Origin of the sequence: Curvibacter sp. APW13 (assembly GCF_032337135.1) — a bacterium.
In the GTDB taxonomy this organism is placed as follows: Bacteria; Pseudomonadota; Gammaproteobacteria; order Burkholderiales; family Burkholderiaceae_C; genus Allorhodoferax.
The window spans coordinates 1,038,832-1,065,798 of the sequence record NZ_JAVXZZ010000001.1; the positions used below are offsets into that span (position 1 = coordinate 1,038,832).

Below are 26,967 nucleotides of genomic sequence, written 5' to 3' on the forward strand. Positions count from 1 at the left end.
AACTTTGCCCTTTCGCACCATGAATTTCGAGATCGACGACGACTCCGAACACGCCAGCCACAGCGCTGCCGAGCGTGCCGCCGCGGCCCAGCGCAGCACCTGGGTGAGCGTGGGCGTGAACGTGGTCATGGCCACGCTGCAGGTGGTGGTGGGCGTGCTGGCCAAGTCGCAGGCCCTGATCGCCGACGGCATCCATTCGCTCTCGGACCTGGTGTCGGACTTTGTGGTGCTGCTGGCCAGCCACCACAGCCAGAAGGACGCCGACGAAGACCACCCCTACGGCCACCAGCGCTTCGAGACCGCCGCCAACCTGGTGCTCGGTGCCATCCTGCTTTCGGTCGGCGTGGGCATGGTCTGGGCTGCGTTGAGGAAGCTCGAGTCGCCCGAATCCATCGGCACGGTGCACAGCATCGCGCTGTGGGTGGCGCTGGCAGCGCTGGTGAGCAAGGAACTTCTGTTCCGCTACATGCTGGGCGTGGCCAAGCGCGTCAAGTCCAGCCTGCTGGTGGCCAATGCCTGGCACGCCCGCTCGGACGCCGCCTCCAGCCTCGTCGTGGCCATCGGTCTGGTCGGCAACATGGCCGGTTTTCCGCTGCTCGACCCGATTGCCGCCCTCATCGTGGGCTTCATGGTGGGCAAGATGGGCTGGGAGTTCGGCTGGGATGCGATCCACGACCTCATGGACCGGGCCGTGGACGAGGAAGAAGTGCAGGCCATCCGCGCGACCCTGATGGCGACCCCAGGCGTGGCCGGGGTGCATGACGTGCGAACCCGTAAAATGGGGGACATGATCGTGGTGGACGCCCACATCGAAGTGGACGCCACCCTCACGGTGGAGGCCGGGCACAACATTGCCGTGGCCGCTCGCGCCGCCGTGATGCAGCGCCACCGCGTGCTCAACCTCATGACCCACGTGGACCCGGCCCACCGCCCGGACCACGACCACGATGCGTCGCCCGCGGCGCACTAGCTTATGCACAAGACCATTTTTTCCACGCCCGTCATCCGACCGGTGATGCGCTGGCTCTCGCTGGCCTACCTCAAGCTGACCGGCTGGAAGGTGGAAGGCAGCCTGCCCGAGAACGCCCGCGTGAGCGTGTTCATCGCAGCCCCCCACACCAGCAACTGGGACCTGCCCTTCACGCTGATGGCCGCCTTCGTTTTTCGCCTGGACGTCTACTGGATGGGCAAGGAAGAGATCTTCAAGCCGCCTTTCCGGCGCATCATGATGTGGCTGGGCGGCATTCCCGTACGCCGCGCGCAGAGCAACAACCTGGTGGCCGAATCCGCACGGGCCCTCCAGGAATCCACCCGCCCGATGCAGCTGGTGGTGCCGCCCGAAGGCACACGCTCCAAGGTGCGCTACTGGAAGACGGGCTTCTACCATATCGCCCAGACCGCGGGCGTGCCCATCATCCTGTCCTACCTGGACTTCGGCACCAAGCGCCTGGGGCTGGGGCCTCTACTGGTGCCCAGCGGCGACCTGGAAGCCGACATGGTGACCATCAAGGCCTTCTACGCACCGATCCAGGGCAAGAACCCGGACCAGTACCACGCGGAATAACCACCACTGCACTCCAAGACCATGAAAATCGACAAAGACACCGTCGTCACCATCCAGTTCAAAGTCAGCGACGCCAGGGGCGCCGTGCTCGAAGCCCCCAAGGAACCCACGTCCTACCTGCACGGCGGCCACGGCAACACCCTGGCCAAGATCGAGGAAGCACTGCAAGGGCAGGAAAAGGGATTCACCACGACCTTGAACCTGGCTGCGGCAGACGCCTTCGGCGTGCGTGACGAGGCCCTGTGCCGCACCATCCCCAAGAGCGAATTTCCCCCGGGCGTGAAGGTCGGCGGCTACCTGCAGGGCACCGACGACGCGGGCAACGAACAGCACTACCGCGTGGTCAAGATCAAGGGCCCGGTGGTGCTGCTCGACGCCAACCACCCGTTTGCCGGCATGGACCTGAAGTTCTGGATCAAGGTCACCGACGTGCGTGCGGCCTCAGCCGAGGAAGTGGCCCACGGCCACGCCCACGGCGCCCACGGCCACCACCACTGACACACCGACCGCTCAGCGGTCGGGTGTCAGGCGTTCGATTTCCTCCTGCATGGCGCGCGCCATCATGGCGTAGCGCTTGAGCTTGTCGGTGTTGTCGCGCAGCCGCTGTCCGATGCCTGCGGCCAACGCCATGGTGAACCGCGCGCAGATGGCCGGATGCTCCTGCAGCAGTCGCCCCAGGCCAGCGCGCGTCAGGATGGCCGCCAGCACCGGGGTGCACGCCGTGCACGATGCCGAACGCGGCGCCCCGTCGAACAGGGCCAGTTCGCCATGGATGCTGCCCGGCCCCAGGACCGTCACCGTCATCGGCTGCGTGCGGCTGACCGTGATCGTTTCCACGGTGACATCGCCATCGACGATGAAGGCCATGAAGTCGCAGTTGCTGGTGTCGCCCTGCTGGATGAACTCCACCCCCTCCTCGATGGCAAAGGGGTGCATGTAGGACAGGACAATGGCGGCCTGGCCGGCCTCCAGACCGAAGCGGGACTGTGCTGCCACCAGCAGCTCCACGGCGCGCTCCCACACCTCGGCACCCTGATCGGCCCAGGCCTGGGGCAGTCGGGTGGTCGCGCTGGCAGTGTCACGGTATTGCATCATTGGCTCACTTCCCCGTTGCGCTGATGTCCGTCGCGGCCAGCTGCGCACGCGACCACCACCAGCCCTCCAGCGAATAGATCGCCAGCGCCAGCCAGATCAGGCAGAAGCCCAGCACCCGTGCACCACCGAAAGGTTCGCCGTACAAGGCCACGCCCAGCAGCAGCTGCAGGCTGGGCGAGATGTACTGCAGCACGCCCATGGTGGACAGCGGCACCCGCCGCGCGCCGGCTGCAAACAGCCACAGCGGAATCGCCGTGATGGGCCCGGCCAGCAGCAGCCAGCCCCACAGCGGCGACACCGGCGTCGCCAACACGCCCTGCCCGTGCTCCGCCCAGTACAGCAACACACCCGCCGCAAAGGGTGCCAGCAACAGCGTCTCCAGCGTCAGCCCCTCCAGGGCAGCGAGCGGCGCCAGCTTGCGCACCAGGCCATACACACCGAAGGTGAGGGCCAGCACCAGTGCCACCCAGGGCATGCGCCCCCCTTGCCAGGTGAGCCACAACACACCACAGGCCGCCACGCCCACGGCAAACCACTGACCGCGGCGCGGGCGCTCGCGCAGTACCGCGTAACCCATGGCCACGTTGACCAACGGCAGGATGAAGTAGCCCAGCGAGGCATCGAGTACGTGGTCGTTCGCCACCGCCCAGACATAGACCACCCAGTTGCAGGCCAGCAGCGTGGCCGAGGCTGCAAAGGTGGCCAGCACCCGCGGGCTGCGCAGCGCCGCCGACAACCAGCCCCAGTGGCGGCGCAGCGACAGCACCAGCACGACGAAGACCATGGACCAGACCGTGCGGTGCATCACCACCTCGACCGCATCGACCGAGGCAATCTGCTTGAAGAACAGGGGGAACAGCCCCCAGGCGGTGTAGGCACTGGCGGCGTAGAGGATTCCGATGGGCATGCAGCGATTGTGACGCAGTGCCCTGCGACTTGCTGTGCCGCCGGACAAACTCCCGGTGCCAGACTTTTTCACGGCACCTGTGCAATTTCTTCACGGCACAGCGCAGCGACAGCCGCTACGATCTGCAGCCATGGATCCGCATCTGAACGCACTCATCGACCGCATCCGCCACGCCAGCCAGACGCGCACGCCCTTGCGCCTGCGCGGCGGTGGCAGCAAGGACTTCCATGGCAACAGCCTGGTGGGTGAGGTGCTGGACACCCGCGGCCTGTGTGGCATCCGGGCCTACGAACCGAGTGAACTGGTCGTGACGGTTGCAGCAGGAACGCCGCTGGCCGAACTGGAAGCCACCCTGCACGCGCAAGGCCAGTACCTGCCGTTCGAGCCGCCGCATTTCGCCTGGTCATCACCGGACGCCCAGGCTACGGTGGGTGGCATGGTTGCGGCCGGCCTGGCCGGTCCGGCCCGTGCCACGGCGGGCAGCGTGCGCGACTACGTGCTGGGCGTGCAGATGGTCAATGGCCTCGGAGAGCACCTGACCTTCGGCGGCCAGGTGATCAAGAACGTGGCCGGGTATGACGTGTCGCGCCTGATGGCAGGGTCCCTGGGTACGCTGGGCCTGATCACCGAGGTGTCCCTCAAGGTGCTGCCACTTCCCGCGGCCGAGGCCTCGCTGGTGTTCCAGGCCGACCAGGCGAGCGCACTGGAGCAGTTGCACCGCTGGGGTGCCCAGCCGCTGCCGCTGAACGCCAGCTGCTGGGTGCGGGACGACACGGCGCCAGGCCAGCCCGAGCTGTTGTTCGTGCGCCTGCGAGGGGCCAGCGCCGCGGTGGATGCGGCTTGCACCCAGATGCTGGCCGAGCTGCCGGGCCAACGCATGGACAACGCCGTGGCTGGTCCCGACTGGGAACACCTGCGCAACCAGTCGCTACCCTTCTTCACCCGCCCCAGCCCCGACGCGGTGCTGTGGCGCCTGAGCCTGCCACAGACTGCCCCGGTGCTGGACCTGCCCTGGCCCCAACTGGTGGAATGGCAGGGTGGCTTGCGCTGGTGCTGGGCACCGCCCGATGCTGCCGGGAGGCTGCAGGCTGCAGCACGCCAGTGCAATGGTTCCGCTTCTGTTTTTGTAGCTGACAGCGCACATTCCACGCGGGCAAAGGGGCAATTTGACACTGAGAACTCGGCCGCGGTGGCGATTGCACGCCGGGTCAAGTCGGCGTTTGACCCGCACGGCATCTTCAACCCGCATCGGCTGTACGCCGACTTCTGAGCGCACCGGACGAACCACCACCATGCAAACCACGCTCAGTCCCGAATACGCCCACACCGCCGACGGCGAGGCTGCCGAAGCCATCCTGCGCAAGTGCGTGCACTGCGGTTTCTGCACCGCTACCTGCCCCACCTACCAGCTGCTCGGCGACGAGCTTGACGGCCCACGCGGCCGCATCTACCTCATCAAGCAGGTGCTCGAAGGCGCCGAGCCCACCCGGGCCACGCAACTGCACCTGGACCGCTGCCTGACCTGCCGCAACTGCGAAAGCACGTGCCCCAGCGGCGTGGACTACGGGCACCTGGTGGACATCGGCCGCAAGCTGGTCGATGCCAAGGTGCCGCGCCCGGCCGGCGAGCGGGCCGTGCGCTGGGCCTTGAAGGAAGGCCTGCCCTCGCCCCTGTTTGGTCCGGCCATGCGCATGGGTCAGGCCGTGCGCGGACTGTTGCCACAGACGCTGAAGGCCAAGGTGCCGGCGCGACGCGACGCGGGTGCCTGGCCCCAGAGACAGCACGCGCGCAAGGTGCTGATGCTGGAAGGCTGCGCCCAGCCTTCCATGGCACCCAACATCAACACCGCCACGGCGCGCGTGCTCGACGCGGCGGGGATCGAGGTGCTGCGCGTACCCAAGGCCGGGTGCTGCGGGGCGGTGAAGTTCCATCTCAACGACCAGATGGGTGGCATGGACGAGATGCGTGCCAACATCGACGCCTGGTGGCCCTGGGTCGAACAGGGCGTCGAAGCCATCGTGATGAATGCCTCGGGCTGCGGCGTGACGGTGAAGGAGTACGGCCATACCTTGCGCCACGACCCGGCCTATGCCGACAAGGCCGCACGCATCAGCGCCCTGACCCGCGACCTGAGCGAGCTGCTGCCCGGCATGGTCCCGGCACTCCAAGGCCGCGTGCGCACAGCCGAAGCGCCAGCCCTGGTGTTCCATCCGCCCTGCACGCTGCAGCATGGCCAGAAGCTGCGCGGCGGCGTCGAACAGCACCTAGCTGCGCTGGGCTTTTCGGTACGCGTAGCCGCGCGCGAGTCCCACCTGTGCTGCGGCTCGGCAGGCACCTATTCGGTGCTCAACCCCGAACTTGCCACCCAGTTGCGCGACCGCAAGCTCGGCAACCTGGCACCGGCTGCGCAGGAAGTGGTCATCAGCGCCAACATCGGCTGCATTACCCATCTGCAGAGCGGTACCCCCACGCCAGTGCGTCATTGGGTGGAAGTGTTGGACGAAGCCTTGGGCTGAACGCCATAATCCGGCACTGACATACTGTCTGAGAGGTGCCGCATGTTTCTCCACCAAGACCTGGACGATCCCCGCCGACAATGGCTGATTCGCGCGCTAGCCATGGGTGTGGTGGGAACTGCCGCTCCGTCGGCTTGGGCCCAGAGCATTCTGGGCAGCAAGCCCGGTCCGCTCCCCCCTGGGCAATCGATCTACCGGCTCCAGGGCGAGGTACAGGTCAACAACCAGCCCGCCAACCAGCAGACACCCATCAAACCCGGCGACACGATCCAGACCGGCCGCAACAGCGAACTTATCTTCGCAGTGGGCACGCATGCAATGATCGTGCGCAGCGACAGCCGACTCACCCTTGAAAGCCAGCCGTCCAGTAGCGACAGCGCCATCGGTGGCTTCATCACAGCCGGCTTGCGCCTGCTTACCGGCAAGCTGCTGTCCGTGTCGCGCAATTCCCCCATGAAAGTGACCACCGCCACGGCCACCATCGGCATCCGTGGCACCGGCTTCTACGTCGAATCCGAAGCGGACCGCTCCTACTTCTGCACCTGCTATGGCGCAACGGAAGTGCAGGCTACCGACGACCCGCAGAGCAAGGAGTCGGTCACGGCTTCGCACCACGACCGCCCGCTCTACATCGTCAAAGACGGCGCCGCCGGAAGCAACATCCGCAACGCACCTTTCAAGAACCATACCGACCTGGAACTGGCCCTGATCGAGGCCATCGTAGGGCGCACCACGCCCTTCGTGTTTGCCAAGGATGCGTATTCGGGGCCCCGCCGCAACTACTGAGCCCGGTGGGCAAGGGCCACCTCAGTTGTAGGGCGCCCCGTTCAGGATCCAGGCAATGAACTTGTCCAGATCGACACGGGAAGCGTTACCCGGGGCCAAACTGGCGTCGTAGATCTGTCCACCGCCATGGTGGTTCCCGGTAGGCTTGCGCAGCAGAGGACTGGCTGCCCAATCCGTGAAGTTGATGCGACCGCGCACTTCGTTGTAGAACCACCGGTCGTCGGTCGCATCGACCGAGCCATCGCCGTTGCGGTCGATATTGGTGTAGGCAATGGGTTGGCCACCGCCAGGGGTATGGCAACCGGTACATCCACCGCTACCTTGCAAGATCGACTTGATATCTGCAAACCGAAGCGCAGTCGGATCCCAGGTCAAGGTGGTGTCCACCACAATCTTCACCCTGGCAGATGCGCTGGTCGCGGTGGCATTGGTGGTGACCAGATCCACCTCATAGGTTCCGCTGCCCGGCACGGTCAGTGTCGGCGAAGATGTGCTGGCATTGCTCAGCGTAGCCCCGGCCGGTGATGATGAAAACACGGACCACTGGTAGCCCGTGGAATACAGGCTCATGGCCCCGGACAATGCAATGCTCGTCGCCTTGACCAGCCGGTTGGGCCCTGGATCCGCAATCGGTCGACCCGGCTTGTTGGTGCTGCCGAGGAAGGTCTGCATCGGCCCATAGATGCTGGAGTCGGACCAGAACTTGTCGTAAATGAGCTTGGCCAGCGGCATGTTTCCACGGTCCTGCACATGGGCCCTGATGCGATCGGAGTAACCGTTGAACTTGGCGTAGGACTGGAAATCCAGGTCGTTCTGGTTGTAGATGCCCCGCAATTCATGGCATACCCGGCAGGCCTTGGAGACCGAGTTCTGGTACAGCGCGGTCTGACCGGCCCACCCCCCGGGAACGAAGGTCTCGGTGGCCAGTTCCGAGCCTGCCAGCAGGTCGGCCCCTGCATAGATGTTCTTCAGCGCCTCCACCGCCGTCCCGTCGTACTCCATGTAATTGCCCTCTCGGCGCTGGAAGCTGGCATTGGGGCAGTTGTCCTGCGGTGCTGACACGGCCGTACCTGCAGGGCGCACGTAGGTGCACAGAACCATCTTGTTGAGCTCACGGATACGCTCGGTCAAGTCGGCGCGCCGATAGCCCGCCACGGTGGAAAAGTCGAACGACGCGGGCTCGAAAGCGTGTGCCTGGGCGCCGGTGTCGCCACGCACCCCGCCCAGTGCACTGGACGTCCGGTCCGCCACGCTGCCCACGTGCATCATGCGGCCGAACCATCCGCGCACCGCAGGCGCCGTGGCCGGTGTCAGCGGTTCCGCCCGCCCGCCATGGCAGCTGATGCACACGGTGGGCATGGCCTTCTCGCCACGACCATCGAGGTTGATCATGTTGAGTCGTGCCCCAGTCACCGGGTCGAAGGTGAAGAACTTGAGAAACTTGACGGTGGGCGTGGCGATGAGCGTGCCCGAGGGGTTGGCGGTTCCGGGTTGCACGACGCTGAATTCGATGCCGTTGGTTCCCAAATGCCATTTGCTTTCGCCAACGATGGCCGCTTCGAGGTTGAGTGACGAGTAGGGCCCGTAGCCTCCCACCAGGTAGTTCTCGACCACGAAGGCAATGGTGCCGTCGTTGTTCATGCGCCCGGTCATCTTGCGCCCATAGCCCAGATCCCGCTGGTCTCCGAAGATGACCGATACCTCGCGTTCATCGGTTCCCAAGGACTGCCCGATCTTGTTCTTGGCCTTGAAGGCTGCCAGGGTCGTGCGCTCATTGTTCGGGTCTACGGCCTGGTAATAGGCCAGCGCGTAATCGACGGTATTGGTCTGCAGCGTTCCATCGTCCTGCTTTTGCGGATTGGGAAACAACAGGAAGCTGTCCGGACCAGTGGTTGCCGTCACACCGCCCTTTTCACCCGGAACCACATCGGCGGAGGATCCACCACCGCCACAGCCTGCCAGGGACAGTGCCAACATCCCGAGCACCACTCCCCATCCGGTGAAGAAACGTGCCATGGCGTCCACCTCAGAATCGGTAAAGGAAATTCGCAAACACCTGGTTGCTGGTGTAGCTTCGAGGTGATGTGGCCCAGGATGGGCGCGCATCGGGTGTTGCTTCTATATAGCGCCAGGCAATGTCCACCGCCCCCTGCGGACCCAGCGCATGGTTGTAGCCCAGGTTCAGCATGGCCGTCTTGCCAGGCATGCGATAGCTGAACATGCTCTTGCCCTCGAACGCATCGTCGGACACCATCACCTTGGCAATGGTGATGTTCTCCAGCGAGGACCGGCCCGTCGACACAATGTCTCCATCACGGTACTCAGCGCCGAAGTAGAGCGTCTGCCTTGCACTCAGGCTGTAGTCGAGATTCATGCGCAAGGAGGCTTCATTGCCACTGAATACCGCGCTTTGGGTCCGCCGTGCGTGGGCCGTGAGTGCAGCAAAAGCACTGATTCGGTCGGTCACGGCTTGGCGCAAGGAAACGCCGACAGCGTAGCGCGCACCGTCCCGTGCAAAGCTGCCATAGTCTTCATAGGCGGCCTTGGCAAACAATCCCAACGTGGGGGCCATGTAGTCCGCGCTGGCGCGGTATTGGAGCTCTCCGTCCGCGGTGACGTCCAGGTGACTGAGCTTGCCATAGTTCTGAAAACTCTGCCCGCCAACGGATCCGTTCAGCACCAGCCGGTAATGGGGAGCCAACCACACCACCGCGCCATTGCTGACGGACAGCGTCATCGCACTGTCGGCCAGCCGGTCCGAGTCGACTTTGCCGCGCGTGACGTTGTCGTCATACACCACTCCGGAATCCAGGCTGAACCCCAGCGCCTCCCAGCCGGCCGCGTGGCAACTCAGACCGGCTGCGCATGCCACCACACCGACGCTGGCACATCGCCCGATATATCCCACTGATTGGCTGATTCGGCTTTTCACGCTCCCACTCCTAGACGTTGGCCTGAGCGCGCAGGCGGGCGGGCAGGCGCCTTGGGCTCAGCACCTAGCACGCAGAGTCTAGCGGGTTCGATCCCCGACGCCAATGCGGCATTTCCCGGTGCCGCATCGCGTCGGTCGGCTCGGCTCAGCTCGCCAGCGCCGCCTCGATATCCTGCGCCAAGCTCTGCGGTGTGTCGGTCGGGGCGTAGCGCTTGAGCACCGTACCGTCCTTGGCGATCAGGAACTTGGTGAAGTTCCACTTGATCGACTTCGAACCGAGCAGTCCGGGCGCTTCGCTGCACAGCCACTGGTAGAGTGGATGGGCGCTGGAGCCGTTGACGTCGATCTTCTCCATCATGGTGAACGAAACACCGTAGTTGACCTGGCAGAAATCGGCGATTTCGTCGTTCGTTCCACTGTCCTGCGCCCCGAACTGGTTGCAGGGGAAGCCCAGCACCACCAGACCCTTCGGTCCATAGGTCTTGTGCAATTCCTCCAGTCCCGCAAATTGGGGCGTGAAACCACAGGCACTGGCCGTGTTCACGATGAGCATGGCCTTGCCCTTGAACTTGTCGAGGGCAATGGACTTGCCGTTGATCTGCTGGGCTTCGAAGTCGTAGATCGTGGTCATGGTTTTCGAGTAAGAGTGAGTTCGGAGCCAGACTGTGCCCCATTTGCATTGCCATGGCTGACTACGGGTAAATGCGGTTTATGCTCGCGCCGCTCCCGTGGCAAGCTCGCCACACCCCGTGCCCGACCCTCCACACCCATGTACAACTCCCTTCGCCAGCTTCAGGATTGGATGCATGGCGTGCTGGTTGACAGCGCGCAGGTGCAGCCCGAGGCGACGGCAGAGGGGTTACGGCGATTCCGCATCTTTGCGGCTCTCACGGTCGCCGTCAACCTCGGTTACATGGCCTATTTCTGGTTCCTGCTACCGCGCGCAGCAAGCGAACTGCTGAAGCGCTACAACAGCACCATCGGATGGATCCACGCGGTCTGCGCGCTGGGGATGTTGTTGAGCTGGATCTGGTGTCATTACCTGACGCGCCGGCCTGAAATACCCCCGATCCACGCCCGCGTTGCGCAACTGCTGGTCGCAGGGTGGGCATTGGCTTTCGGCACCGCACTCTCGGTCGCCGACCAGTGGGTTGGCAGCAATACCACCAACTATGTCATGGTCAGCCTGATGGTCGCGATGCTGGCCTTGCTTCGCCCGTTTGCCGCCACACTGCTTTTTGTCGGTGCCTATTTCATCATGTACCAGGCCCTGGCACTCACCCAAACCGATCCGGCCATGCTGGAAATGGCCCGCAGCCACAGTTTCGGCGGGACGGTCATGAGCCTCGCCGCCTCGATCGTCATGTGGCGCCAGTACGTGCACGCCGCATTGCTGCGCCGGCAACTGACCCAGAGCAATGCGACGCTGCAGAAAAAACAGGAGGAGTTGTCCTACCTGGCCACCCACGATCCATTGACCGGACTGCGCAATCGCCGTGCATTCATGCAGGAGGCGGAGCACGAACTCAGCCGGGCACTGCGGTATCCGTGCGAGACCGGCATTCTGGTGGCGGATCTGGACCATTTCAAGCGGGTCAACGACCGCCATGGCCACCCTGCGGGCGATGCTGTATTGCGCCACTTTGCCACCCTGCTCCGGACCCAGTTGCGGGACTCGGACATTGCTGCCCGCATCGGGGGGGAAGAGTTCATCGTGCTGCTGCCGGGCACTGGCGCCATCGGGACCGTGGCCGTCGCCGAAAAGATCCGCGCGTCGATCGAAACCACTCCGGTCCTTTTTGAAGGACAGCAGATCGACATCACGGCCAGCATCGGGGTGAGTTGCCTGCCAGCACACCAGGCATGCACCATCGAAGCCTTGTATGCCCAGGCCGATCAGGCCCTTTACCGGGCCAAGACCGGTGGTCGCAACCAGGTCGTCGAAGGCGCAACGATGCACGCGCCACCCGCGGCGCCCTGACCGGCCTCAGGAAGCCTTGCGGCTTTTCCACCAGCGCCAGGCCAGCCACGCGCCGCCCAACGCCAGCAGGCCGAAGATGCCATGCTGGAACTGGCGCAGGATGCCGAACATCCAGTCCCAGTTCTGGGCACCGAAATAGCCCAGGTAGACCCAGATCGGCACGCTGATGAGGGCTGCGCAGCCATCCATCAGCAACCAGGTGGCAAAGCTGACGCGGTGGCTCATGCCCGCCGTGAAGAACACCGGTGTACGCAGGCCGGGCAGAAAACGGGCCACGAACATGACCCACTTGCCATATTTGTGGAAGGCGTCCTGCGCGCTGGCAAATCGCTCGGGGGTGAGCACCCGCCGAAAGCCCGGCAATTTGATGATGCGGGGACCGTACAGCCGCCCCAATCCAAACATGGTGCCGTCGCCCACCAGCACCCCGGCCATGCCCACAGCGAACATGGTATGCACGTCGGCATGGCCCAAGCCGGCAATGACGCCGCCGGTTACCAGTGTGACGTCTTCCGGTACCGGTACGCCGAACCCACAGATCAGAAGCATCACGAAAACGGCGAGGTAGCCGTATTCCGTGAAGATGGGCATCAAAGTTTGAAATACATCCATGGGTCAACGTTGACGCGGCTTGCGGACACATCCAACAGTATCGCCGCAGCCTCGGCGCGCGCCAGTGTATAGCATTTGACTTCCGGACCATTTGGCCCCAATCAAGGCAGGGCAGACCCGTTTCCAAGCCTGTCAGCGGCACCTGGTCACGATGCCATTGCTGGCACACTCGGGGGTTTCCATCGTCCTTTTCACTGTCTGCCATGCCCCGTCCCATTCAGGCCACCATCCATCTCGACGCCTTGCGGTCCAACCTGCGCACCCTGCGCCACGTCGCGGGCGACGCCAAGGTCTGGGCCGTGGTCAAGGCCAACGCCTACGGCCACGGCATCGAGCGCGTATTCGAAGCCTTGCGTGGTGCCGACGGCTTTGCCCTGCTGGACCTGGAAGAGGCCCAGCGCGTGCGCACCCTGGGTTGGCGCGGCCCCATCCTGCTGCTCGAAGGCGTGTTCGAACAGCGTGACCTGGAACTGTGCTCGCGCCTGGGGCTGTGGCATACCGTGCACTGCGACGAACAGATCGACATGCTCGCCGCCCACAAGACCAACGAGCCACACCGCGTGTTCCTGAAGATGAACTCCGGCATGAACCGCCTGGGCTTCCGCCCGGACCAATACCGCGCCGCCTGGAGCCGACTCAATGCGCTGCCGCAGGTCGACGAGATTTCACTGGTCACCCACTTTTCCGACGCCGACGGCGGCATCGGCATTGCAGCGCAGGTGGCCGCCTTCGAGCAGGCCACGCGCGACCTGCCTGGTGAGCGTTCACTGTCCAACAGCGCCGCGACGCTGCGCCACACAGCCCACTACGACGCACTGCGCACCAGCGACTGGGTGCGCCCGGGCATTGCCATGTACGGCAGCGCACCCGACTTTCCCGAGCACACGGCGACACAGTGGAAGCTGGAGCCTGCCATGACCCTGGCGGCCAAGGTCATCGGCATCCAGCAGCTGCAAGCCGGGGAAACGCTGGGCTACGGCTCCAGCTTCACCGCCCCTGCCCCCATGCGCGTCGGCACCGTGGCCTGCGGCTACGCCGACGGCTACCCCCGCATCTGCCCGACTGGCACGCCGGTGCTGGTGGACGGCGTGCGCAGCCGCACGCTCGGCCGGGTCAGCATGGACATGCTGGCGGTGGACCTGACCGACCTGCCCGATGCGGGCTGGGGCAGCACGGTCACGCTGTGGGGTCGTGCCGACAACGGCGCACTGCTCAGCATTGACGAAGTCGCCGCCCAGGCCAGTACACTGGGGTACGAGCTGATGTGTGCTCTGGCCCAACGTGTACCCGTGGTGACGACGTGAAATACCTGCCCATACCCATTGCCATGCTCCAGATCGGCCAGCCCCTGCCGGTCACTGTGTGGAGCAACTCCGGCCAGCTGCTGCTGAAGAAGGGCAACCCCATCCTGTCGGAGCAGCACCGGGATCGCCTTGCCGAGTTCAACGCATCCACCACCTACGACGAGGGCATCGCCTGGCAGCGGGCCTACGAACGCATGGTGCACACCGCCCTGCGCGACGGCATGTCGGTGGACCAGATCGCCAAGCTGGGCATGCCCACCGAGATCAAGGAAGCCGACTATGTGGTGGCCAAGGCCATCAGCGGCGGCTGGCCGGACCTGCAGGAAGTGCTGCGCGGCATCCTGTACCAGGGCGGGCTGGCGATCAATCCGCTGTCGCGTCTGGCAGGTATCGAGAAGAAGGCCCTGGGCCTGCTGCGCGACGATGTGGACGACAGCCTGTTCTGCATGTTCCAGATGCTGGCGGACAGCCAGATCGGCTACAGCGCCACCCACGCCCTGCTGTGTGGAAGCATCTGCCACCTGACGGCCAAGAAGCTCGGCATGTCAGACGCCCACGCGCAGCTGCTGATGTCTGCCGCGCTGACCATGAACATCGGCATGGCTCGCGACCAGGACAGTCTGGCACTGCAGAACAACCCGCCCACCGATTGGCAGCGCGAACTCATCCGCAACCACCCCCAGATCAGCGTCGACATCCTGAAGGGGTTCGGCGTGGATGACGAAACCCACCTGGACATCGTGCGCTGGCACCACGGCGACCCGGACAACCAAGGCCTGGAGCGCACTGTGGCCAGCCGCCGCGTGCTGACCATGGCCGACGTGTTCGTGGCCAAGATGGCCGCGCGCAAGACGCGCGCTGCCTTGTCTCCCGTCGGCGCGGTCAAGGACATGGTGCTCGGCGCCGAAGGCGACAACCTGGGGGTCGGCTCGGCCATGGCGCAGGCCGTGGGTTTCTACCCGCCGGGAACCTACCTGCGCCTGGAAAACGGTCTGACTGCGGTGTCCATCCGTCGCGGCGCACGCGCCAACACCCCTTGGGTGGTGCCGATCATCGACAAGGAAGGCATGCCCGTGCTGCGCTACCAGGCACTCGACACCGCCAAGCCCGAAAACCAGATCGCGGCGCCGCTCAGCTGCGACAGCATCAAGGTCAGTGTGAACCTGGAGAAAATACGCCGGGTTCGTGAGCGACTCCCGGCATTGGAAGCCAAATAGGGCACCAGCCAGCGAAAATACTGCGCAAGTAGCTACCAAACTTGTAGCGACTGTCAGTCAATCCTGCCTTGATCTACTGGTTTTTTATCCAGTATCATGCAGCATGGCCAAAGAAAAAACCATTTTTGTCTGCAACGAATGCGGTGGCACCAGCCCCAAGTGGCTGGGCAAGTGCCCGCACTGCCAAGCCTGGAACACGCTGATCGAGTCGGTCAATGCGCCCGAGTCCGGCGGCAAGAACCGCTTTGCTGCGCTGGCGCAGACCGCGGAGGTCACGCTGCTTTCCGACATCGAGGCGGCCGAAGTCGACCGCACGCCCACAGGCCACGAGGAACTGGACCGGGTCTTGGGCGGCGGCATCGTCGAAGGCGGGGTGGTGCTCATCGGCGGTGACCCAGGCATCGGCAAGTCCACCTTGCTGCTGCAGGCGGTAGACGCCTTGCAACGCAGTGGGCAGCAAACGCTCTACGTCACCGGTGAAGAGTCAGGCGCCCAGGTGGCGCTGCGCGCCCGTCGCCTGGGGCTGGACCACAGCCAGGTGCCGGTGCTGGCCGAAATCCAGCTCGAAAAGATCCTCGCCACCCTCGACGCCAAGCGGCCCCAGGTGGCCGTCATCGACTCGATCCAGACCGTCTATTCGGACCAGCTCACCTCGGCCCCGGGCTCGGTGGCCCAGGTGCGCGAGTGTGCGGCCCACCTCACGCGCGCGGCCAAGGCCAGCGGTACCGCCATCGTGCTGGTCGGTCACGTCACCAAGGAGGGCGCGCTGGCCGGCCCGCGCGTGCTGGAGCACATGGTGGACACGGTGCTGTACTTCGAAGGCGACACCCACAGCCCGTTCCGGCTGATCCGCGCCATCAAGAACCGCTTCGGTGCCGTCAACGAGATCGGCGTCTTTGCCATGACCGAAAAGGGGCTCAAGGGCGTGTCCAACCCCAGTGCCATCTTCCTGAGCCAGCACGCCGAACCCGTGCCCGGCAGCTGCGTCATGGTCACGCTGGAAGGCAGCCGCCCCATGCTGGTCGAAATCCAGGCCCTGGTTGACGGTGGCGGCCCCAGCCCGCGGCGACTCTCCGTGGGCCTGGAGCGCGACCGCCTGGCCATGCTGCTGGCCGTACTGCACCGCCATGCCGGTGTCGCCTGCCAGGATCAGGACGTATTCGTCAACGCCGTGGGCGGTGTGCGCATCAGCGAGCCAGCTGCCGACCTGGCCGTCATGCTCTCCATCACGTCGAGCCTGCGCGGCAAGCCGCTGCCCAAGGGCTTCATCGCGTTCGGCGAAGTGGGGCTGGCGGGCGAAGTGCGCCCCGCCCCGCGCGGGCAGGAGCGTCTGAAGGAAGCGGCCAAGCTCGGCTTCGAAGTGGCCATCGTTCCCAAGGCCAATGCACCCAAGAAGCCCATCGAGGGGCTCACCCTCCACTGCGTGGAGCGCATCGACCAGGCCATGGAGATCGTGCGCGGACTGCAGTGACTACGCGTCGTTAAGACGCACTTAATGCGGGCCACGTACTGTTCGCCCCATGGAATCGACACCCATGGAGGAACCCACGATGACCCGGATTGCCACCCTGTGTGCCAGCGCCCTGTTCGCTGGCCTCGCCTTCACCAATGCCTGGGCCGCCACGCCCACCGAGATGCTTGCCGGCTACAGCAGCCAGGCGGGCAGTAGTGCCAGCGCCGCGCGCGGACAGGAGTTCTTCACCACCAAGCACGGCAAGGACTGGAGCTGCTCCAGCTGCCATACCGCCACCCCCACGGGTGACGGCAAGCATGCTGCCACCGGCAAGCACATCACCCCGTTGGCCCCCGCCGCCAATGCCGAGCGCTTCACCGACAGCGCCAAGACCGAGAAGTGGTTCCGCCGCAACTGCAACGACGTGGTCGGCCGCGAATGCACACCCGGCGAGAAGGCCGATGTGCTGGCCTGGCTGATCAGTCTGAAGAAATAAGGAGCACACCATGTTCTTTCGCACTGCATGCACATGGACAGTTCTGAGCCTCGCCACCACCCTGGCCCTGGCGGATGGTGGCGGCCGCATGACCACCGACAACCCCAAGTTCCAGGCCGAATGCGGCTCCTGCCACACTCCCTATGCACCAGCATTGCTGCCGGCAGCGTCCTGGCAGCGCCTCATGGGCAATCTGGGCAAGCACTTCGGAACCGATGCCTCGCTCGACCCCGCCACCACGAAGGAAATCGGGCAGTGGGTGCAAGCCAATGCCGGCAGCGGCCGGCGCGCCAGCGAAGAGCCGCCGCAGGACCGCATCACCAAGTCCGCCTGGTTCCAGCGACAGCACCGGCCGGGTGAAGTGCCTGCCGATGCGTTCAAGCGCGCATCGGTAGGCAGCCCCGCCAACTGCAGCGCTTGCCACCCCAACGCCGCCAAGGGCAACTACAACGAACATGAGGTCCGCATTCCGCGTTGAGCGCGCCGGACTGCCACCGGAGAACACGATGTCCATTGAAACCACTTCCATTCGCGTCTGGGATGCCCCGGTGCGCGTCTTCCACTGGTTGCTGGTGCTGTGCTTTGCCGGCGCCTACCTCAGCGCGGAGAGCGAGCGCTGGCAACTGGTGCACATCACCCTGGGCTACACCATGGCGGGGCTGATTGCCTTTCGCGTGCTGTGGGGCCTGGTGGGCACCCGCTATGCCCGCTTTGCCCAGTTCGTGCGTGGCCCTGGTGCAGTCATGGGCTACCTGCAGTCGCTGCGCAGCCGTGCACCCGAACACCACCTGGGCCACAACCCAGCCGGTGCCTGGGCCATCGTGCTGATCCTGCTGGCCGGCGGCGCACTGACCTTCAGCGGCTGGGCCAACTACAACGAGATCGGCGGCAACTGGATCGAGGAGCTGCACGAAGTGCTGGGCAACGGCATGCTGCTGCTGGTTGGCGTGCATGTGGCCGGTGTGGTGGTGTCGAGCCGCCTGCACCGCGAGAACCTGGTGCGCGCCATGTTCACGGGCCGCAAGCCAGGTGCGCCTTCGCAAGGCATTGCGCGCAGCTACGGCTGGCTCGCAGCCATCCTGCTGGCGGTGGTGCTGGGCTTCTGGGTCAACCAGTGGCGCAACGCACCGACCCCGGAAAATGCCGCCGCATCGGTCCCCACCGCCCCTACCGCGGTGGCGACTGTGCCATCATGGCCCACCATGGAGCACCGAAACCATGCGCGTACTGTTGGCTGAAGACGATCCGATCCTGGGCGACGGACTGCGGGCCGGACTGCGCCAGCAGGGCTTTGCCGTGGACTGGGTGCGGGACGGACTCGCTGCCGAGCGCGAGGTCCGCAGCGCCGAGTTTGCCGCCGTGGTACTGGATCTGGGGCTGCCCGGGCGCGACGGCATCGACATCCTGCAGAGCCTGCGTGCGCAGGGCTGCAAGACACCGGTGCTGGTGCTCACCGCGCGGGATGCCATTGCCGACCGCGTGGCCGGCCTGGACACCGGTGCCGACGACTACGTAGTCAAGCCGGTGGACCTGCACGAACTCGGCGCGCGGCTGCGCGCACTGATCCGCCGCGCCCACGGCCATGCCGAAACCGTGCTGCGCGTGGGCGAGGTCACGCTCGACCCGAGCACCCGACAGGTGCGCCACCAGGACACCACCGCCAGCCTGTCACAGCGTGAATTCGACCTGCTGCATGCACTGATGCGCAATGCCGGGCGCGTGCTGACACGTGAACAGCTGGAGCAGCAGATGTACAGCTGGGGATTTGAGGTGGAAAGCAATGCCATCGAAGTCCACATTCACCACCTGCGCAAGAAGCTGGGCAGCGATGCCATCATCACCGTGCGCGGTGTCGGATACACCATGCCTGTGGGAGGCGGCACTTGAGCGCCACCCGCTCACTGCAGGCCCGACTGCTGCTCAGTGCACTGGCGGTGGTGGCCCAGGTCTGGGGCGCCACCGCCGCCATCGTCTGGTTCGACACCGGCGAGGAAATCAACGAACTGCTCGATGCCCACCTGGCCCAGTCCGCCGCCCTGCTGGTGGCCCAGGAGAGCCAGGCCGAAGGCGACGATGACCAGCACCTCTACCCGGCAAGAACCAAGCATGAGAACCGCGTGGCGTTCCAGGTGTTCCATTCCGGCGAACTCACGCTGCATTCTTCCAATGCGCCGGCAACGCCCCTGAGTGCCCGCGATCATGGCTTTGAGACGGTGGCCGATCCCCAGGGTCGGCAATGGCGCATCTATGTGACCGCTGGTGCCGAACCCGATGTGCGGGTGCTGGTCGCCGAACGCCTGACCGAGCGGGAACACATACTGAATACCGTGGCGCGCGGCGTGCTGCTGCCGCTGGCGGCATCACTTCCGTTGCTGGCATTGGCCTTGTGGTGGGCGGTCCGGCGCGGCTTGGGGCCACTGCGCACACTGCGCGATTCACTGCACGATCGCCAGCCCCAGTCACTGGCGCCGGTGCACCTGAACGACCTCCCCGCCGAGATGCGACCGCTGGTCGAAGCATTGAACGACCTGCTGGAGCGCATGGCACGCATGCTCGAATCGGAGCGCCGCTTCACGGCGGATGCAGCCCACGAACTGCGTACCCCGATTGCGGCGATCCGCATGCAGGCCCAGGTGGCCTTGGGTGCCACGGACGATGACGATGCGCGCACCCACGCGCTGCAGAACACCCTGGCCGGCTGCGACCGCGCCACACGCCTGGTGGAGCAACTGCTGACGCTGGCCCGTCTCGAAGGCCAGCCGCTCGCCGCAAGCACCCCCTGCGACATCGCGCAGCTGTCGCGCCGCATCGTGGCCGAACTGGCCCCCACCGCACTGGCTCGCAGACAAAACCTGGAGCTCGACGCACCGAACGCCAGCGCGGCGCCGGTCAACGAAGCGCTGGCCGGCGTTCTGGTGCGCAATCTGGTCGACAACGCGCTGCGCTACAGCCCCGACGGTGCCGAGGTGCATGTCCGCGTCGGCGTGGAGCACGGCAGCACCTGCTTCACGGTGGACGACAGCGGCCCGGGCCTGAGCGAGGCCGAACGCGCGCGCCTGGGCGAGCGCTTCTTCCGCGTGCTGGGAAGCGGGCAGGCCGGCAGTGGACTGGGCTGGTCCATCGTACGCCGCATTGCCCAGGTGCAGGGGGCCGAGGTGCAGGTGCAGCACTCCGACACCCTCGGCGGACTGCGCGTTCGCATCGCCTGGCCGGCGCCGTAAAATCGTGGTTTTGCGCTGCGGCACCGCCCGGCGCCCGGACCACCATTTTTGAGGACCCCCCGATGAGCGTGCTTCCCACTTCCATGTCTGACCGCGACGGCAAAATCTGGATGGACGGCCAGATGGTGGACTGGCGCGACGCCAAGATCCACGTGCTCTCCCATACCCTGCACTACGGTTGCGGCGCCTTCGAAGGCGTGCGTGCCTACAACACCGCCAACGGCACCGCCATCTTCCGCCTCGAAGAGCACACCGAGCGCCTGTTCAACAGCGCCAAGATCCTGCGCATGAATATCCCCTTTACCAAGGAGCAGGTGAACGAAGCCCAGAAGGCCGTGGTGCGCGAGAACAAGCTGGAGAGCTGCTACCTGCGCCCGCTCACCTGGATCGGCGACAAGAAGCTGGGCGTGAGCCCCAAGGGCAACACCATTCACGTGATGGTGGCAGCCTGGGCCTGGGGCGCGTACCTGGGTGAAGAAGGCCTCAAGCGCGGCATCCGCGTCAAGACCAGCTCCTACACCCGCCACCACGTCAACATCACCATGACGCAGGCCAAGGCGGTGAGCAACTACACCAACTCCATCTTGGCCAATATGGAAGCGACCGACGACGGCTACGACGAAGCCATGCTGCTCGACAGCGCCGGTTTCGTGTCCGAAGGCGCAGGCGAGAACCTGTTCGTCATCAAGAACGGCGTCATCTACACCCCCGACCTGTCGGCCGGTGCCCTGAACGGCATCACCCGCAACACCGTGTTCCACATTGCCAAGGACCTGGGCCTGGAGGTGGTGCAAAAGCGCATCACCCGCGACGAGGTCTACATCTGCGACGAAGCCTTCTTCACCGGCACCGCCGCCGAAGTGACGCCCATCCGCGAACTCGACCGCATCACCCTCGGTGCCGGCAGCCGCGGCCCCATCACCGAGAAGATCCAGACGGCCTTCTTTGACATCGTCAACGGCCGCAATCCGAAATACGCCCACTGGCTCACGCCCGTGGCTGCCTGAAATCCGAAAAGGGAGCGCACCATGTCGTCCAACACCATCGAACTGTCGGCCAAAGACCTCAACCGCGAAGGCGGGGTGTACTGCCCCAGCCCATTGGCATCCATGAAAACCTGGGACACCCACCCCAAGGTGTTCCTGAATGTGGCGCGCCACGGCCACGCCAGTTGCCCCTACTGCGGCACCGAATACAAGCTCAAGGCCGGCGAGACGGTCGCTGCACACCACTAAGCAGTGGACACACCCGTCATCGCTGAACAGCCCTCGCCAGTGGCTGCTCCAGCGCAGCGCAGTCTCGTCATTGCCCCGCAGTGGATCGGTGACGCCATCATGACCGAGCCGCTGCTGCGCCGCCTGCAGGCGCGCGGCGACACGGTCACCGTGGCGGCTCTGCCCTGGGTCGCCCCGGTCTACCGCGCCATGGCGGCGGTGTACGAAGTGGTCGAGGTCCCGTTCGCCCATGGCGGACTGCAGTGGGGTGCACGCCGTGCGGTGGCGCGCCAGTTCAAGGGGCGTTTCGAGGCCGCCTACGTCTGCCCCAATTCCTTCAAGAGTGCCCTGGTGCCCTGGTGGGCAGGCATTCCACGGCGCATCGGCTATGTCGGTGAATCACGCATTGGGGTGCTGACCGAGCGGCTGCCCAACCCGACGCGCAGCCTGCCCATGGTCGATTTCTATGCGGCCTTGGCCGGCGCCGCCCCGGAGGTGGATCGCCAACCGCGCATGCAGTTGACGGTGGAGCAGGTCATCGGCACGCTGGCCACGCTGAACTTGCGCCGCAACGGCTACTTCGTTGTGGCACCGGGGGCCGAATACGGGCCGGCCAAGCGCTGGCCGGCCAGCCATTTTGCAGCGCTGATCCGGTCGCTGCCCCTCCCCTCGGTGCTGCTGGGCTCCGGCAAGGACGCCGAGGTCTGCGCCCAGATTGCCGCCGCGGTGAACGGCCCCATGCCGGGCCAATGCACCAACCTGGCGGGCAAGACCTCGCTCGACCAGGCCATGAACGTGATTGCCGCGGCACGCTCGGTGATCAGCAACGACTCCGGCCTCATGCATGTGGCTGCCGCCCTGGGCGTGCGCCAGGTGGCGCTGTTCGGCTCGTCGAGCCCCGAGCACACGCCGCCCCACAGCCCCTTGGCCCAGGTGGTCTGGCTCAAGGACGACCGCAGCTACCAGCCCGCGCTGGATTGCGCCCCGTGCTTCAAGCGCGAGTGCCCCTTCGGCCATACCCGCTGCCTGGACGACATTCAGCCCGCCCGCGTGCTGGCCCTGCTGCAGAGCACCGCCTGAGGCGCACCGGCGAGCAGCGGCATTGGTTCTGCCGAATTCCGCCTAAATGGCACCTGCTGCGGTATCATTTTGCGTTGCCGCGTGGCGGCAACCTCCTCCCCTTTTTATTTCCGTCCTCAGAAGGATTGATCGCAATGGCCCATCGTTTGAAGAAACTCGGTGTTTCCCTGGCACTGGCAAGCACCGCCGTGCTCGCCACTTTCGGCGCCCACGCTGCCGACCCCGCCAAGGTCCTCAACATCTACAACTGGTCGGACTACATCGCCGAAGACACGATCAAGAACTTCGAGAAGGAAACCGGCATCAAGGTCCGCTACGACAACTACGACAACAACGAGATCCTGCACGCCAAGCTGGTGGCCGGCAAGACCGGTTATGACATCGTGGTGCCCGGCGCCCACTTCGCCAAGACCCAGATCGAGGGCGGCCTGCTGCAGAAGCTCGACAAGTCCAAGCTGACCAACTGGGGCAACCTGGACAAGGGCGTGCTCGAACAGATGGCCAAGGTCGACCCGGGCAACGAATACCTGGTGGACTGGCTGTGGGGCTACGTCACCATCGGCATCAACGTCAACAAGGTCAAGGAAGCCCTGGGCTCGACCCCCATGCCCGACAACGCCTGGGACCTGCTGTTCAAGCCCGATTACGTGAGCAAGTTCAAGAAGTGCGGTGTGAGCGTGCTGGACTCGGCCTCCGAAGCCGTGCCCGCTGCCCTGCTGTATGCAGGCAAGAACCCCTTCAGCAAGGATCCCAAGGACTACGAGGCTGCCGCCGAAGTGCTCAAGGCCATCCGCCCCTATGTGACTCGCTTCTCGTCTTCCGGCTACATCGAGGAAATGGCCTCGGGCGCGACCTGCGTGGTAATGGGTTTCTCGGGTGACATCAACATCGCCAAGGATCGCGCTGCCAAGGCCAAGGGCAAGAACCCCGTGGTGATCGAGGCCCTGGTGCCCAAGACCGGCGCCACCCTGTTCTTCGACAGCATGGCCATCCCCAAGGATGCCAAGAACGTGGAGAACGCCCACCTGTTCATCAACTACATCCTGCGCCCCGAAGTACACGCATCGCTCACCAACAAGGTGTTCTATGCCAACCCCAATGCCGCGTCGCTCAAGTTCGTGAAGAAGGAAGTGGCCGAAAACAAGACCATCTTCCTGGACGGCGCCGCGATGAAGACCATGGTGGCCCCGGACGCGCTGCCCCAGAACATCCGCAAGGTGCAGACCCGCGTGTTCACCAACTTCAAGGCCCAGCGCTGATCACGGCGCCCGCTGCTTGAAAAACGAAGCCCGCTCTTGAGCGGGCTTTTTTGTTGCAAAGGAGTGGGAGGGGACGACAGCTTCAGGCTGGAAGCGGTCAATCTGATGCTTCAAGACTTAGTTCTCCTTGAAGAATTTATTACACGGGCACTCTGCTGCACCGTACTCGTATTGCTGGCAGACCTTCATACATCCAGGCAAGTCTTTGTTTAATCTGAACCACCCTGCGCCTAGTGCTCGCCCCTTACCGTTAGGAAAGGTTTCCTCGCACCATTCGCCGCTACCACCGATTGGCTCCCGCAAAATTCTTCGATACTCAGGCTGTTTCAGCTGCTCATTGAGTTGCTTTACGTTCTCTGAGCTGACTTTGCCAAGGCGTGCTAAGTCCGTTGAGTTACCGAAACTTTCAACTACCAAATTAATGGCTTTGAACTCCATCGGAAGTTCTGCCAGTGGGATACGTTCCCATGCACTGCCTCGGTTTATGAAGACTACATACGGTGGATTGGGTCTGCCCCATTTGTTATAGGACTGACACAAATTCGGCAGCGCCACGACATACGGGGTGTCCTTCAAGAGGTGCAGTGCAGCCAGCGTGAAATTGGCCCTCCCCACGTCTTCGCTGTACTCGCTGAACCATGAAATACGCCTGCCCGAACTTGGCAGGGTGAATGTAATCGTCATGTCTCGTACGGGAGATCTCTGCCCGATTTCGTGCCCGCCGCCGTAGGACTGCGACCGGTCGACAACGATGATGCGTCCGTCCTCCAGCAGTACCTCCTCTTGCCAACTATCACCAAAACGAGAACCTGTCCCAGAGTCAATTCGACCACTGCTCTCTGCAAAGGAGCTGAACCCCACCAATAGCCCGCAAGCGACTAACAGGTATCGACAAATGGTCTGGCAGATGGTGCTGTTCAGGTAGTGCAAGAACAGGTGCTGATGCATATTGAACTCAAGTGCGAGTCGAAAATTATTGATTGAAGGTCTGCTTTCGCCCCAAAGCGCCCCAACTCAATGCTGGTGCTTCATCCCGCAGAACTTGCCAATCGCCAGGCCTTTGCAGCTGTCCTGCAGTTCCTTGATGCATACCTCTTCCTTCTTGCCCGCCTCCAGGCACTTGGCCGCGGCTTCGTGGGCGGCGGCGATGGCGCGGTGCTTGGCGATGTCTTCCTTGCGCTCCTTGTCGGATTCGGCCGCTATGGAAAGCGTAGCTGCTGACGCAATGATGACGAGGGCGAGAAGCTGTTTTTGCATGACATTACCTTGATTGCAGGAGTTCCAGGACGCTGACACGGTAGGCGGCCCAGGTGGGCAGCAGGGCTGACACCAGGGACACGCCCAGCGCCAGCACGGGCACCACGGCCAGCGTGGCGGGCCACAGGATACCGCCAATGAGCAGCGAGTTGTCGAGCTGCAGGAACCAGCCCAGTGCCCATGCAAAGCCCTGGCCCAATGCCAGCCCCAGTGCCGTGGCCACCACGGCGAGCCACACCGCCTCGCACAGCAGCAGTGCCGCCACCTTGGCCGGAGCCGCACCGAGCATGCGCAGCACCGCCAGGTCGGCCTGGCGTTCGCGCACCGCCGACCACAGGGCGATGAAGACCGACAGGCCGGCCGTGAGCAGCAGCACGGCAGCAAAGGCGCGCAGCACGTCCGTGCCCAGGCCCAGCATGCTCAGCAGCCGGGTGATCTCCAGCGCCGGCGCGGCCGCCTGCATTTCGGTGCTGGTATTCACGAAGCGCGGAAAGCTCAGCGCCGCCATGGGGGTCTTGTATTTCACCAGCGCCATGGTGATTTCGCGCTCGTCTTCCATCACGGCCCGGTCCTCGTCGTCCATGGCCGTCATGTCCTCGTGCACCTTCCACACCGATGCGGTGTCGGTCAGCACCAGGCGGTCGATGACACTGCCGCTGGGCTGCAGGATGCCGACCACGGTGTAGGGGTTGTCGCCATGCATGTGCCCTCCGCCGCCGAGTCCGTGGCTTCCAAGGAAGGTGTCGCCCAAGCGCAGACCCAGCTTGCGTGCCACGGTGGCGCCGAGCACGACCTCCATCGGGGCATTCCAGGCCCGGCCCTGGCCCAACGTGGCGCCATAGTGCGCGGCATAAGCCGCCGAGGTACCCACGATGCGGAAGCCCTGCAGGCTGTCGCCCAGGCTCAGGGGGATGATGCTGGCGACCATGGGGTGCTTTTCCAGCTCACGCACGGCCTTGAGCGGGATATTGCCGGGCGGCACATCCACATGCAGCACGCCGCTGAGGATGAGCTGCATGGGGCTGCCCTTGGCACCCACCACCACATCGATGCCTGCGAGGTCGCGGTCAAAGGCCTTGGACAACTGCGCACCCACGAGCAGCAGGAAGGTGATGGAGCCCAGGCCCAGCGCCAGCAACAGTACGTTCAGCGCCGCGCCCAGGGGCCGTGCCCACAGGTAGCGCCAGGCCCACAGCAAGGTGCTCATGCCGACACCTCCACCGCCTGTAGGCGCTCTTGTTTTGATAGCTGGACACGCAATATGTTTGCGGGCGTGGCGTCATTTTTGGCGCCCAGCCGTGTCTGCAGCAGGGCCTCCACCCGGCGGTCGTGGGTGGCAATCACCAGGGTCGCGCCGTGGGCGTGCGCCGTGCCTTCCAGAAGGGATACCGCATCGGCCGCGGCCTCGTCATCCAGGCTGGCCGTGGGTTCATCGGCCAGCAGCACCTGCGGGTGGTGCAGTACGCTGCGCGCCAACGCCACACGCTGCGCCTGACCGCCCGACAGCTGGGCTGGCTTGCGTGCGGCCAGCGCGGCAATGCCGAGTTCATCCAGACACTGGGCAATGCGTGCCGAATCGACCGGGAGGCCCGCCGCCCAGTAGGCCAGCGCCAGGTTCTCCTGCACCGTCAGCGCGCTGCTGAGGTGCAGCTTCTGCGGCAGGAACCCCAGGTGGCGGGCGCGCCAGGCGTCGGCCGCCAATTGCGACAGCGCTCCCATGTCCTGCCCGGCCACCTGCAGGTGTCCCGCCGAGGGGGCCACCAGCCCCGCCACCAGCGACAGCCAAGTGGACTTGCCGCTGCCCGAGGGGCCTGACAGCAACAGCACCGCGCCTTGGGGCACGTCCACATCCGGAAACTGCAGTGGCGGGGTGCGCGGGTAGGCGTAGCTGAGGGACTGGCTGGAGATCATGCGATGCAAGCGAGGTCGTGGTGGCGCCGATTTTGGACAAAAAAAAGCCACCCGTTGCGGGGTGGCTTGTAAAGTTCCCGAAGGAACGTCGTTGGATTCCTGAAAAGCGATCCCTGTGGCGGGCTTGGCTTCCTATCCTTGTGTACTGTGACAGCAGTTGGA

Annotated in this window: 29 protein-coding genes; 19 read left to right on the plus strand and 10 right to left on the minus strand. The window is 64.7% G+C overall.

Features of this window, described 5'->3' with window-relative positions:
• The first annotated feature begins 19 nt into the window (after positions 1 to 19).
• From RQP54_RS04720 to RQP54_RS04730, 3 genes are read left to right on the plus strand one after another with little or no spacing between them, the layout of a single operon-like run.
• Positions 20 to 970: a cation diffusion facilitator family transporter gene (locus tag RQP54_RS04720; protein ID WP_315677009.1), complete on the plus strand. Its 951-nt coding sequence runs from the start codon at positions 20 to 22 to the stop codon at positions 968 to 970.
• 3 nt (positions 971 to 973) lie between these two features.
• On the plus strand, positions 974 to 1,564 hold the full coding sequence (locus tag RQP54_RS04725; protein ID WP_315677010.1) for a 1-acyl-sn-glycerol-3-phosphate acyltransferase: 591 nt from the start codon (positions 974 to 976) through the stop codon (positions 1,562 to 1,564).
• Positions 1,565 to 1,585: 21 nt separating this feature from the next.
• Positions 1,586 to 2,062 (plus strand): peptidylprolyl isomerase, encoded by a 477-nt coding sequence (locus RQP54_RS04730; RefSeq protein WP_315677011.1) that lies wholly within the window; start codon positions 1,586 to 1,588, stop codon positions 2,060 to 2,062.
• Positions 2,063 to 2,074: 12 nt separating this feature from the next.
• Here RQP54_RS04730 and RQP54_RS04735 read toward each other — a convergent pair whose 3' ends face one another.
• Positions 2,075 to 2,656, minus strand: a complete 582-nt coding sequence (locus RQP54_RS04735) for a cyclic nucleotide-binding domain-containing protein (RefSeq protein WP_315677012.1) — start codon at positions 2,654 to 2,656, stop codon at positions 2,075 to 2,077.
• 7 nt (positions 2,657 to 2,663) lie between these two features.
• Positions 2,664 to 3,566: an EamA family transporter RarD gene (gene rarD / locus RQP54_RS04740; protein WP_315677013.1), complete on the minus strand. Its 903-nt coding sequence runs from the start codon at positions 3,564 to 3,566 to the stop codon at positions 2,664 to 2,666.
• A gap of 130 nt (positions 3,567 to 3,696) precedes the next feature.
• On the opposite strand from rarD, the gene glcE reads away from it, so the two are divergent.
• From glcE to RQP54_RS04755, 3 genes are read left to right on the plus strand one after another with little or no spacing between them, the layout of a single operon-like run.
• Positions 3,697 to 4,836: a glycolate oxidase subunit GlcE gene (glcE, locus tag RQP54_RS04745; RefSeq protein ID WP_315677014.1), complete on the plus strand. Its 1,140-nt coding sequence runs from the start codon at positions 3,697 to 3,699 to the stop codon at positions 4,834 to 4,836.
• 22 nt (positions 4,837 to 4,858) lie between these two features.
• A complete protein-coding gene (gene glcF, locus RQP54_RS04750) occupies positions 4,859 to 6,082 on the plus strand; it encodes a glycolate oxidase subunit GlcF (RefSeq protein WP_315677015.1) in 1,224 nt (407 codons plus the stop codon).
• A gap of 42 nt (positions 6,083 to 6,124) precedes the next feature.
• The gene (locus tag RQP54_RS04755; protein WP_315677016.1) at positions 6,125 to 6,868 is read left to right on the plus strand and encodes a hypothetical protein; all 744 of its coding nucleotides are present in this window, start codon (positions 6,125 to 6,127) and stop codon (positions 6,866 to 6,868) included.
• A 21-nt stretch (positions 6,869 to 6,889) separates the two neighbouring features.
• Here the strand turns inward: RQP54_RS04755 and RQP54_RS04760 are convergent, their stop codons facing one another.
• The 3 genes from RQP54_RS04760 to RQP54_RS04770 all read right to left on the minus strand — a co-directional run bounded on the left by RQP54_RS04760 (position 6,890) and on the right by RQP54_RS04770 (position 10,431).
• Positions 6,890 to 8,884, minus strand: a complete 1,995-nt coding sequence (locus RQP54_RS04760; protein WP_315677017.1) for a hypothetical protein — start codon at positions 8,882 to 8,884, stop codon at positions 6,890 to 6,892.
• Positions 8,885 to 8,894: 10 nt separating this feature from the next.
• The gene (locus RQP54_RS04765; RefSeq protein ID WP_315677018.1) at positions 8,895 to 9,800 is read right to left on the minus strand and encodes a hypothetical protein; all 906 of its coding nucleotides are present in this window, start codon (positions 9,798 to 9,800) and stop codon (positions 8,895 to 8,897) included.
• A 145-nt stretch (positions 9,801 to 9,945) separates the two neighbouring features.
• Positions 9,946 to 10,431: a glutathione peroxidase gene (locus tag RQP54_RS04770; protein WP_315677019.1), complete on the minus strand. Its 486-nt coding sequence runs from the start codon at positions 10,429 to 10,431 to the stop codon at positions 9,946 to 9,948.
• Between the two features lie 138 nt (positions 10,432 to 10,569).
• Between RQP54_RS04770 and RQP54_RS04775 the strand changes: the two genes are divergently transcribed.
• Complete coding sequence (locus tag RQP54_RS04775; protein ID WP_315677020.1) at positions 10,570 to 11,781, plus strand: diguanylate cyclase; 1,212 nt, start codon at positions 10,570 to 10,572, stop codon at positions 11,779 to 11,781.
• A 6-nt stretch (positions 11,782 to 11,787) separates the two neighbouring features.
• On the opposite strand, the gene RQP54_RS04780 is transcribed toward RQP54_RS04775, so the two are convergent.
• On the minus strand, positions 11,788 to 12,372 hold the full coding sequence (locus tag RQP54_RS04780; protein ID WP_315677021.1) for a DedA family protein: 585 nt from the start codon (positions 12,370 to 12,372) through the stop codon (positions 11,788 to 11,790).
• A gap of 224 nt (positions 12,373 to 12,596) precedes the next feature.
• Between RQP54_RS04780 and alr the strand changes: the two genes are divergently transcribed.
• The 12 genes from alr (at position 12,597) to RQP54_RS04840 (ending at position 23,637) form a co-directional block, all read left to right on the plus strand.
• On the plus strand, positions 12,597 to 13,697 hold the full coding sequence (alr, locus tag RQP54_RS04785; protein WP_315677022.1) for an alanine racemase: 1,101 nt from the start codon (positions 12,597 to 12,599) through the stop codon (positions 13,695 to 13,697).
• Entirely contained in the window at positions 13,694 to 14,914 is a 1,221-nt protein-coding gene (locus RQP54_RS04790) for a hypothetical protein (protein ID WP_315677023.1), read from the plus strand. The genes alr and RQP54_RS04790 overlap by 4 nt, the downstream gene beginning before the upstream one ends.
• 103 nt (positions 14,915 to 15,017) lie before the next feature.
• Positions 15,018 to 16,385 carry a DNA repair protein RadA gene (radA, locus tag RQP54_RS04795; RefSeq protein WP_315677024.1) on the plus strand — a complete coding sequence of 456 codons (1,368 nt, stop codon included), beginning with the start codon at positions 15,018 to 15,020 and terminating at the stop codon, positions 16,383 to 16,385.
• Positions 16,386 to 16,449: 64 nt separating this feature from the next.
• Entirely contained in the window at positions 16,450 to 16,863 is a 414-nt protein-coding gene (locus RQP54_RS04800) for a DUF1924 domain-containing protein (protein WP_409997526.1), read from the plus strand.
• A 10-nt stretch (positions 16,864 to 16,873) separates the two neighbouring features.
• Positions 16,874 to 17,341, plus strand: coding sequence for a diheme cytochrome c (locus RQP54_RS04805; RefSeq protein WP_315677025.1), 468 nt, complete (start codon positions 16,874 to 16,876; stop codon positions 17,339 to 17,341).
• 28 nt (positions 17,342 to 17,369) lie between these two features.
• Positions 17,370 to 18,101, plus strand: coding sequence for a cytochrome b/b6 domain-containing protein (locus RQP54_RS04810; RefSeq protein WP_315677026.1), 732 nt, complete (start codon positions 17,370 to 17,372; stop codon positions 18,099 to 18,101).
• Entirely contained in the window at positions 18,082 to 18,750 is a 669-nt protein-coding gene (locus tag RQP54_RS04815) for a response regulator (RefSeq protein ID WP_315677027.1), read from the plus strand. Before RQP54_RS04810 ends, RQP54_RS04815 begins: the two co-directional genes overlap by 20 nt.
• Positions 18,747 to 20,084, plus strand: a complete 1,338-nt coding sequence (locus RQP54_RS04820; RefSeq protein ID WP_315677028.1) for an ATP-binding protein — start codon at positions 18,747 to 18,749, stop codon at positions 20,082 to 20,084. Before RQP54_RS04815 ends, RQP54_RS04820 begins: the two co-directional genes overlap by 4 nt.
• Positions 20,085 to 20,146: 62 nt before the next feature.
• Positions 20,147 to 21,091: a branched-chain amino acid transaminase gene (locus RQP54_RS04825; protein ID WP_315677029.1), complete on the plus strand. Its 945-nt coding sequence runs from the start codon at positions 20,147 to 20,149 to the stop codon at positions 21,089 to 21,091.
• Positions 21,092 to 21,112: 21 nt separating this feature from the next.
• A complete protein-coding gene (locus RQP54_RS04830; protein WP_315677030.1) occupies positions 21,113 to 21,319 on the plus strand; it encodes a zinc-finger domain-containing protein in 207 nt (68 codons plus the stop codon).
• Positions 21,320 to 21,322: 3 nt separating this feature from the next.
• Entirely contained in the window at positions 21,323 to 22,378 is a 1,056-nt protein-coding gene (gene waaF, locus RQP54_RS04835; protein WP_315677031.1) for a lipopolysaccharide heptosyltransferase II, read from the plus strand.
• A gap of 134 nt (positions 22,379 to 22,512) precedes the next feature.
• Complete coding sequence (locus tag RQP54_RS04840; protein WP_315677032.1) at positions 22,513 to 23,637, plus strand: polyamine ABC transporter substrate-binding protein; 1,125 nt, start codon at positions 22,513 to 22,515, stop codon at positions 23,635 to 23,637.
• A 117-nt stretch (positions 23,638 to 23,754) separates the two neighbouring features.
• On the opposite strand, the gene RQP54_RS04845 is transcribed toward RQP54_RS04840, so the two are convergent.
• The 4 genes from RQP54_RS04845 to RQP54_RS04860 form a co-directional block, all read right to left on the minus strand.
• Positions 23,755 to 24,585, minus strand: a complete 831-nt coding sequence (locus RQP54_RS04845) for a hypothetical protein (RefSeq protein WP_315677033.1) — start codon at positions 24,583 to 24,585, stop codon at positions 23,755 to 23,757.
• A 66-nt stretch (positions 24,586 to 24,651) separates the two neighbouring features.
• The gene (locus tag RQP54_RS04850) at positions 24,652 to 24,894 is read right to left on the minus strand and encodes a hypothetical protein (RefSeq protein WP_315677034.1); all 243 of its coding nucleotides are present in this window, start codon (positions 24,892 to 24,894) and stop codon (positions 24,652 to 24,654) included.
• A 4-nt stretch (positions 24,895 to 24,898) separates the two neighbouring features.
• A complete protein-coding gene (locus tag RQP54_RS04855; RefSeq protein WP_315677035.1) occupies positions 24,899 to 26,101 on the minus strand; it encodes an ABC transporter permease in 1,203 nt (400 codons plus the stop codon).
• The gene (locus RQP54_RS04860; RefSeq protein WP_315677036.1) at positions 26,098 to 26,805 is read right to left on the minus strand and encodes an ABC transporter ATP-binding protein; all 708 of its coding nucleotides are present in this window, start codon (positions 26,803 to 26,805) and stop codon (positions 26,098 to 26,100) included. Before RQP54_RS04860 ends, RQP54_RS04855 begins: the two co-directional genes overlap by 4 nt.
• Positions 26,806 to 26,967 lie beyond the last annotated feature (162 nt).

Coding starts and splice junctions, on each gene's coding strand:
- RQP54_RS04720 (WP_315677009.1), top strand. CDS start 20: ATGAATTTCGAGATCGACGACGACTCCGAACACGCCAGCCACAGCGCT.
- RQP54_RS04725 (WP_315677010.1), top strand. CDS start 974: ATGCACAAGACCATTTTTTCCACGCCCGTCATCCGACCGGTGATGCGC.
- RQP54_RS04730 (WP_315677011.1), top strand. CDS start 1,586: ATGAAAATCGACAAAGACACCGTCGTCACCATCCAGTTCAAAGTCAGC.
- RQP54_RS04735 (WP_315677012.1), bottom strand. CDS start 2,656: ATGCAATACCGTGACACTGCCAGCGCGACCACCCGACTGCCCCAGGCC.
- rarD (WP_315677013.1), bottom strand. CDS start 3,566: ATGCCCATCGGAATCCTCTACGCCGCCAGTGCCTACACCGCCTGGGGG.
- glcE (WP_315677014.1), top strand. CDS start 3,697: ATGGATCCGCATCTGAACGCACTCATCGACCGCATCCGCCACGCCAGC.
- glcF (WP_315677015.1), top strand. CDS start 4,859: ATGCAAACCACGCTCAGTCCCGAATACGCCCACACCGCCGACGGCGAG.
- RQP54_RS04755 (WP_315677016.1), top strand. CDS start 6,125: ATGTTTCTCCACCAAGACCTGGACGATCCCCGCCGACAATGGCTGATT.
- RQP54_RS04760 (WP_315677017.1), bottom strand. CDS start 8,884: ATGGCACGTTTCTTCACCGGATGGGGAGTGGTGCTCGGGATGTTGGCA.
- RQP54_RS04770 (WP_315677019.1), bottom strand. CDS start 10,431: ATGACCACGATCTACGACTTCGAAGCCCAGCAGATCAACGGCAAGTCC.
- RQP54_RS04775 (WP_315677020.1), top strand. CDS start 10,570: ATGTACAACTCCCTTCGCCAGCTTCAGGATTGGATGCATGGCGTGCTG.
- RQP54_RS04780 (WP_315677021.1), bottom strand. CDS start 12,372: ATGCCCATCTTCACGGAATACGGCTACCTCGCCGTTTTCGTGATGCTT.
- alr (WP_315677022.1), top strand. CDS start 12,597: ATGCCCCGTCCCATTCAGGCCACCATCCATCTCGACGCCTTGCGGTCC.
- radA (WP_315677024.1), top strand. CDS start 15,018: ATGGCCAAAGAAAAAACCATTTTTGTCTGCAACGAATGCGGTGGCACC.
- RQP54_RS04800 (WP_409997526.1), top strand. CDS start 16,450: ATGGAGGAACCCACGATGACCCGGATTGCCACCCTGTGTGCCAGCGCC.
- RQP54_RS04805 (WP_315677025.1), top strand. CDS start 16,874: ATGTTCTTTCGCACTGCATGCACATGGACAGTTCTGAGCCTCGCCACC.
- RQP54_RS04810 (WP_315677026.1), top strand. CDS start 17,370: ATGTCCATTGAAACCACTTCCATTCGCGTCTGGGATGCCCCGGTGCGC.
- RQP54_RS04815 (WP_315677027.1), top strand. CDS start 18,082: ATGCGCGTACTGTTGGCTGAAGACGATCCGATCCTGGGCGACGGACTG.
- RQP54_RS04825 (WP_315677029.1), top strand. CDS start 20,147: ATGAGCGTGCTTCCCACTTCCATGTCTGACCGCGACGGCAAAATCTGG.
- RQP54_RS04830 (WP_315677030.1), top strand. CDS start 21,113: ATGTCGTCCAACACCATCGAACTGTCGGCCAAAGACCTCAACCGCGAA.
- RQP54_RS04840 (WP_315677032.1), top strand. CDS start 22,513: ATGGCCCATCGTTTGAAGAAACTCGGTGTTTCCCTGGCACTGGCAAGC.
- RQP54_RS04845 (WP_315677033.1), bottom strand. CDS start 24,585: ATGCATCAGCACCTGTTCTTGCACTACCTGAACAGCACCATCTGCCAG.
- RQP54_RS04850 (WP_315677034.1), bottom strand. CDS start 24,894: ATGCAAAAACAGCTTCTCGCCCTCGTCATCATTGCGTCAGCAGCTACG.
- RQP54_RS04855 (WP_315677035.1), bottom strand. CDS start 26,101: ATGAGCACCTTGCTGTGGGCCTGGCGCTACCTGTGGGCACGGCCCCTG.
- RQP54_RS04860 (WP_315677036.1), bottom strand. CDS start 26,805: ATGATCTCCAGCCAGTCCCTCAGCTACGCCTACCCGCGCACCCCGCCA.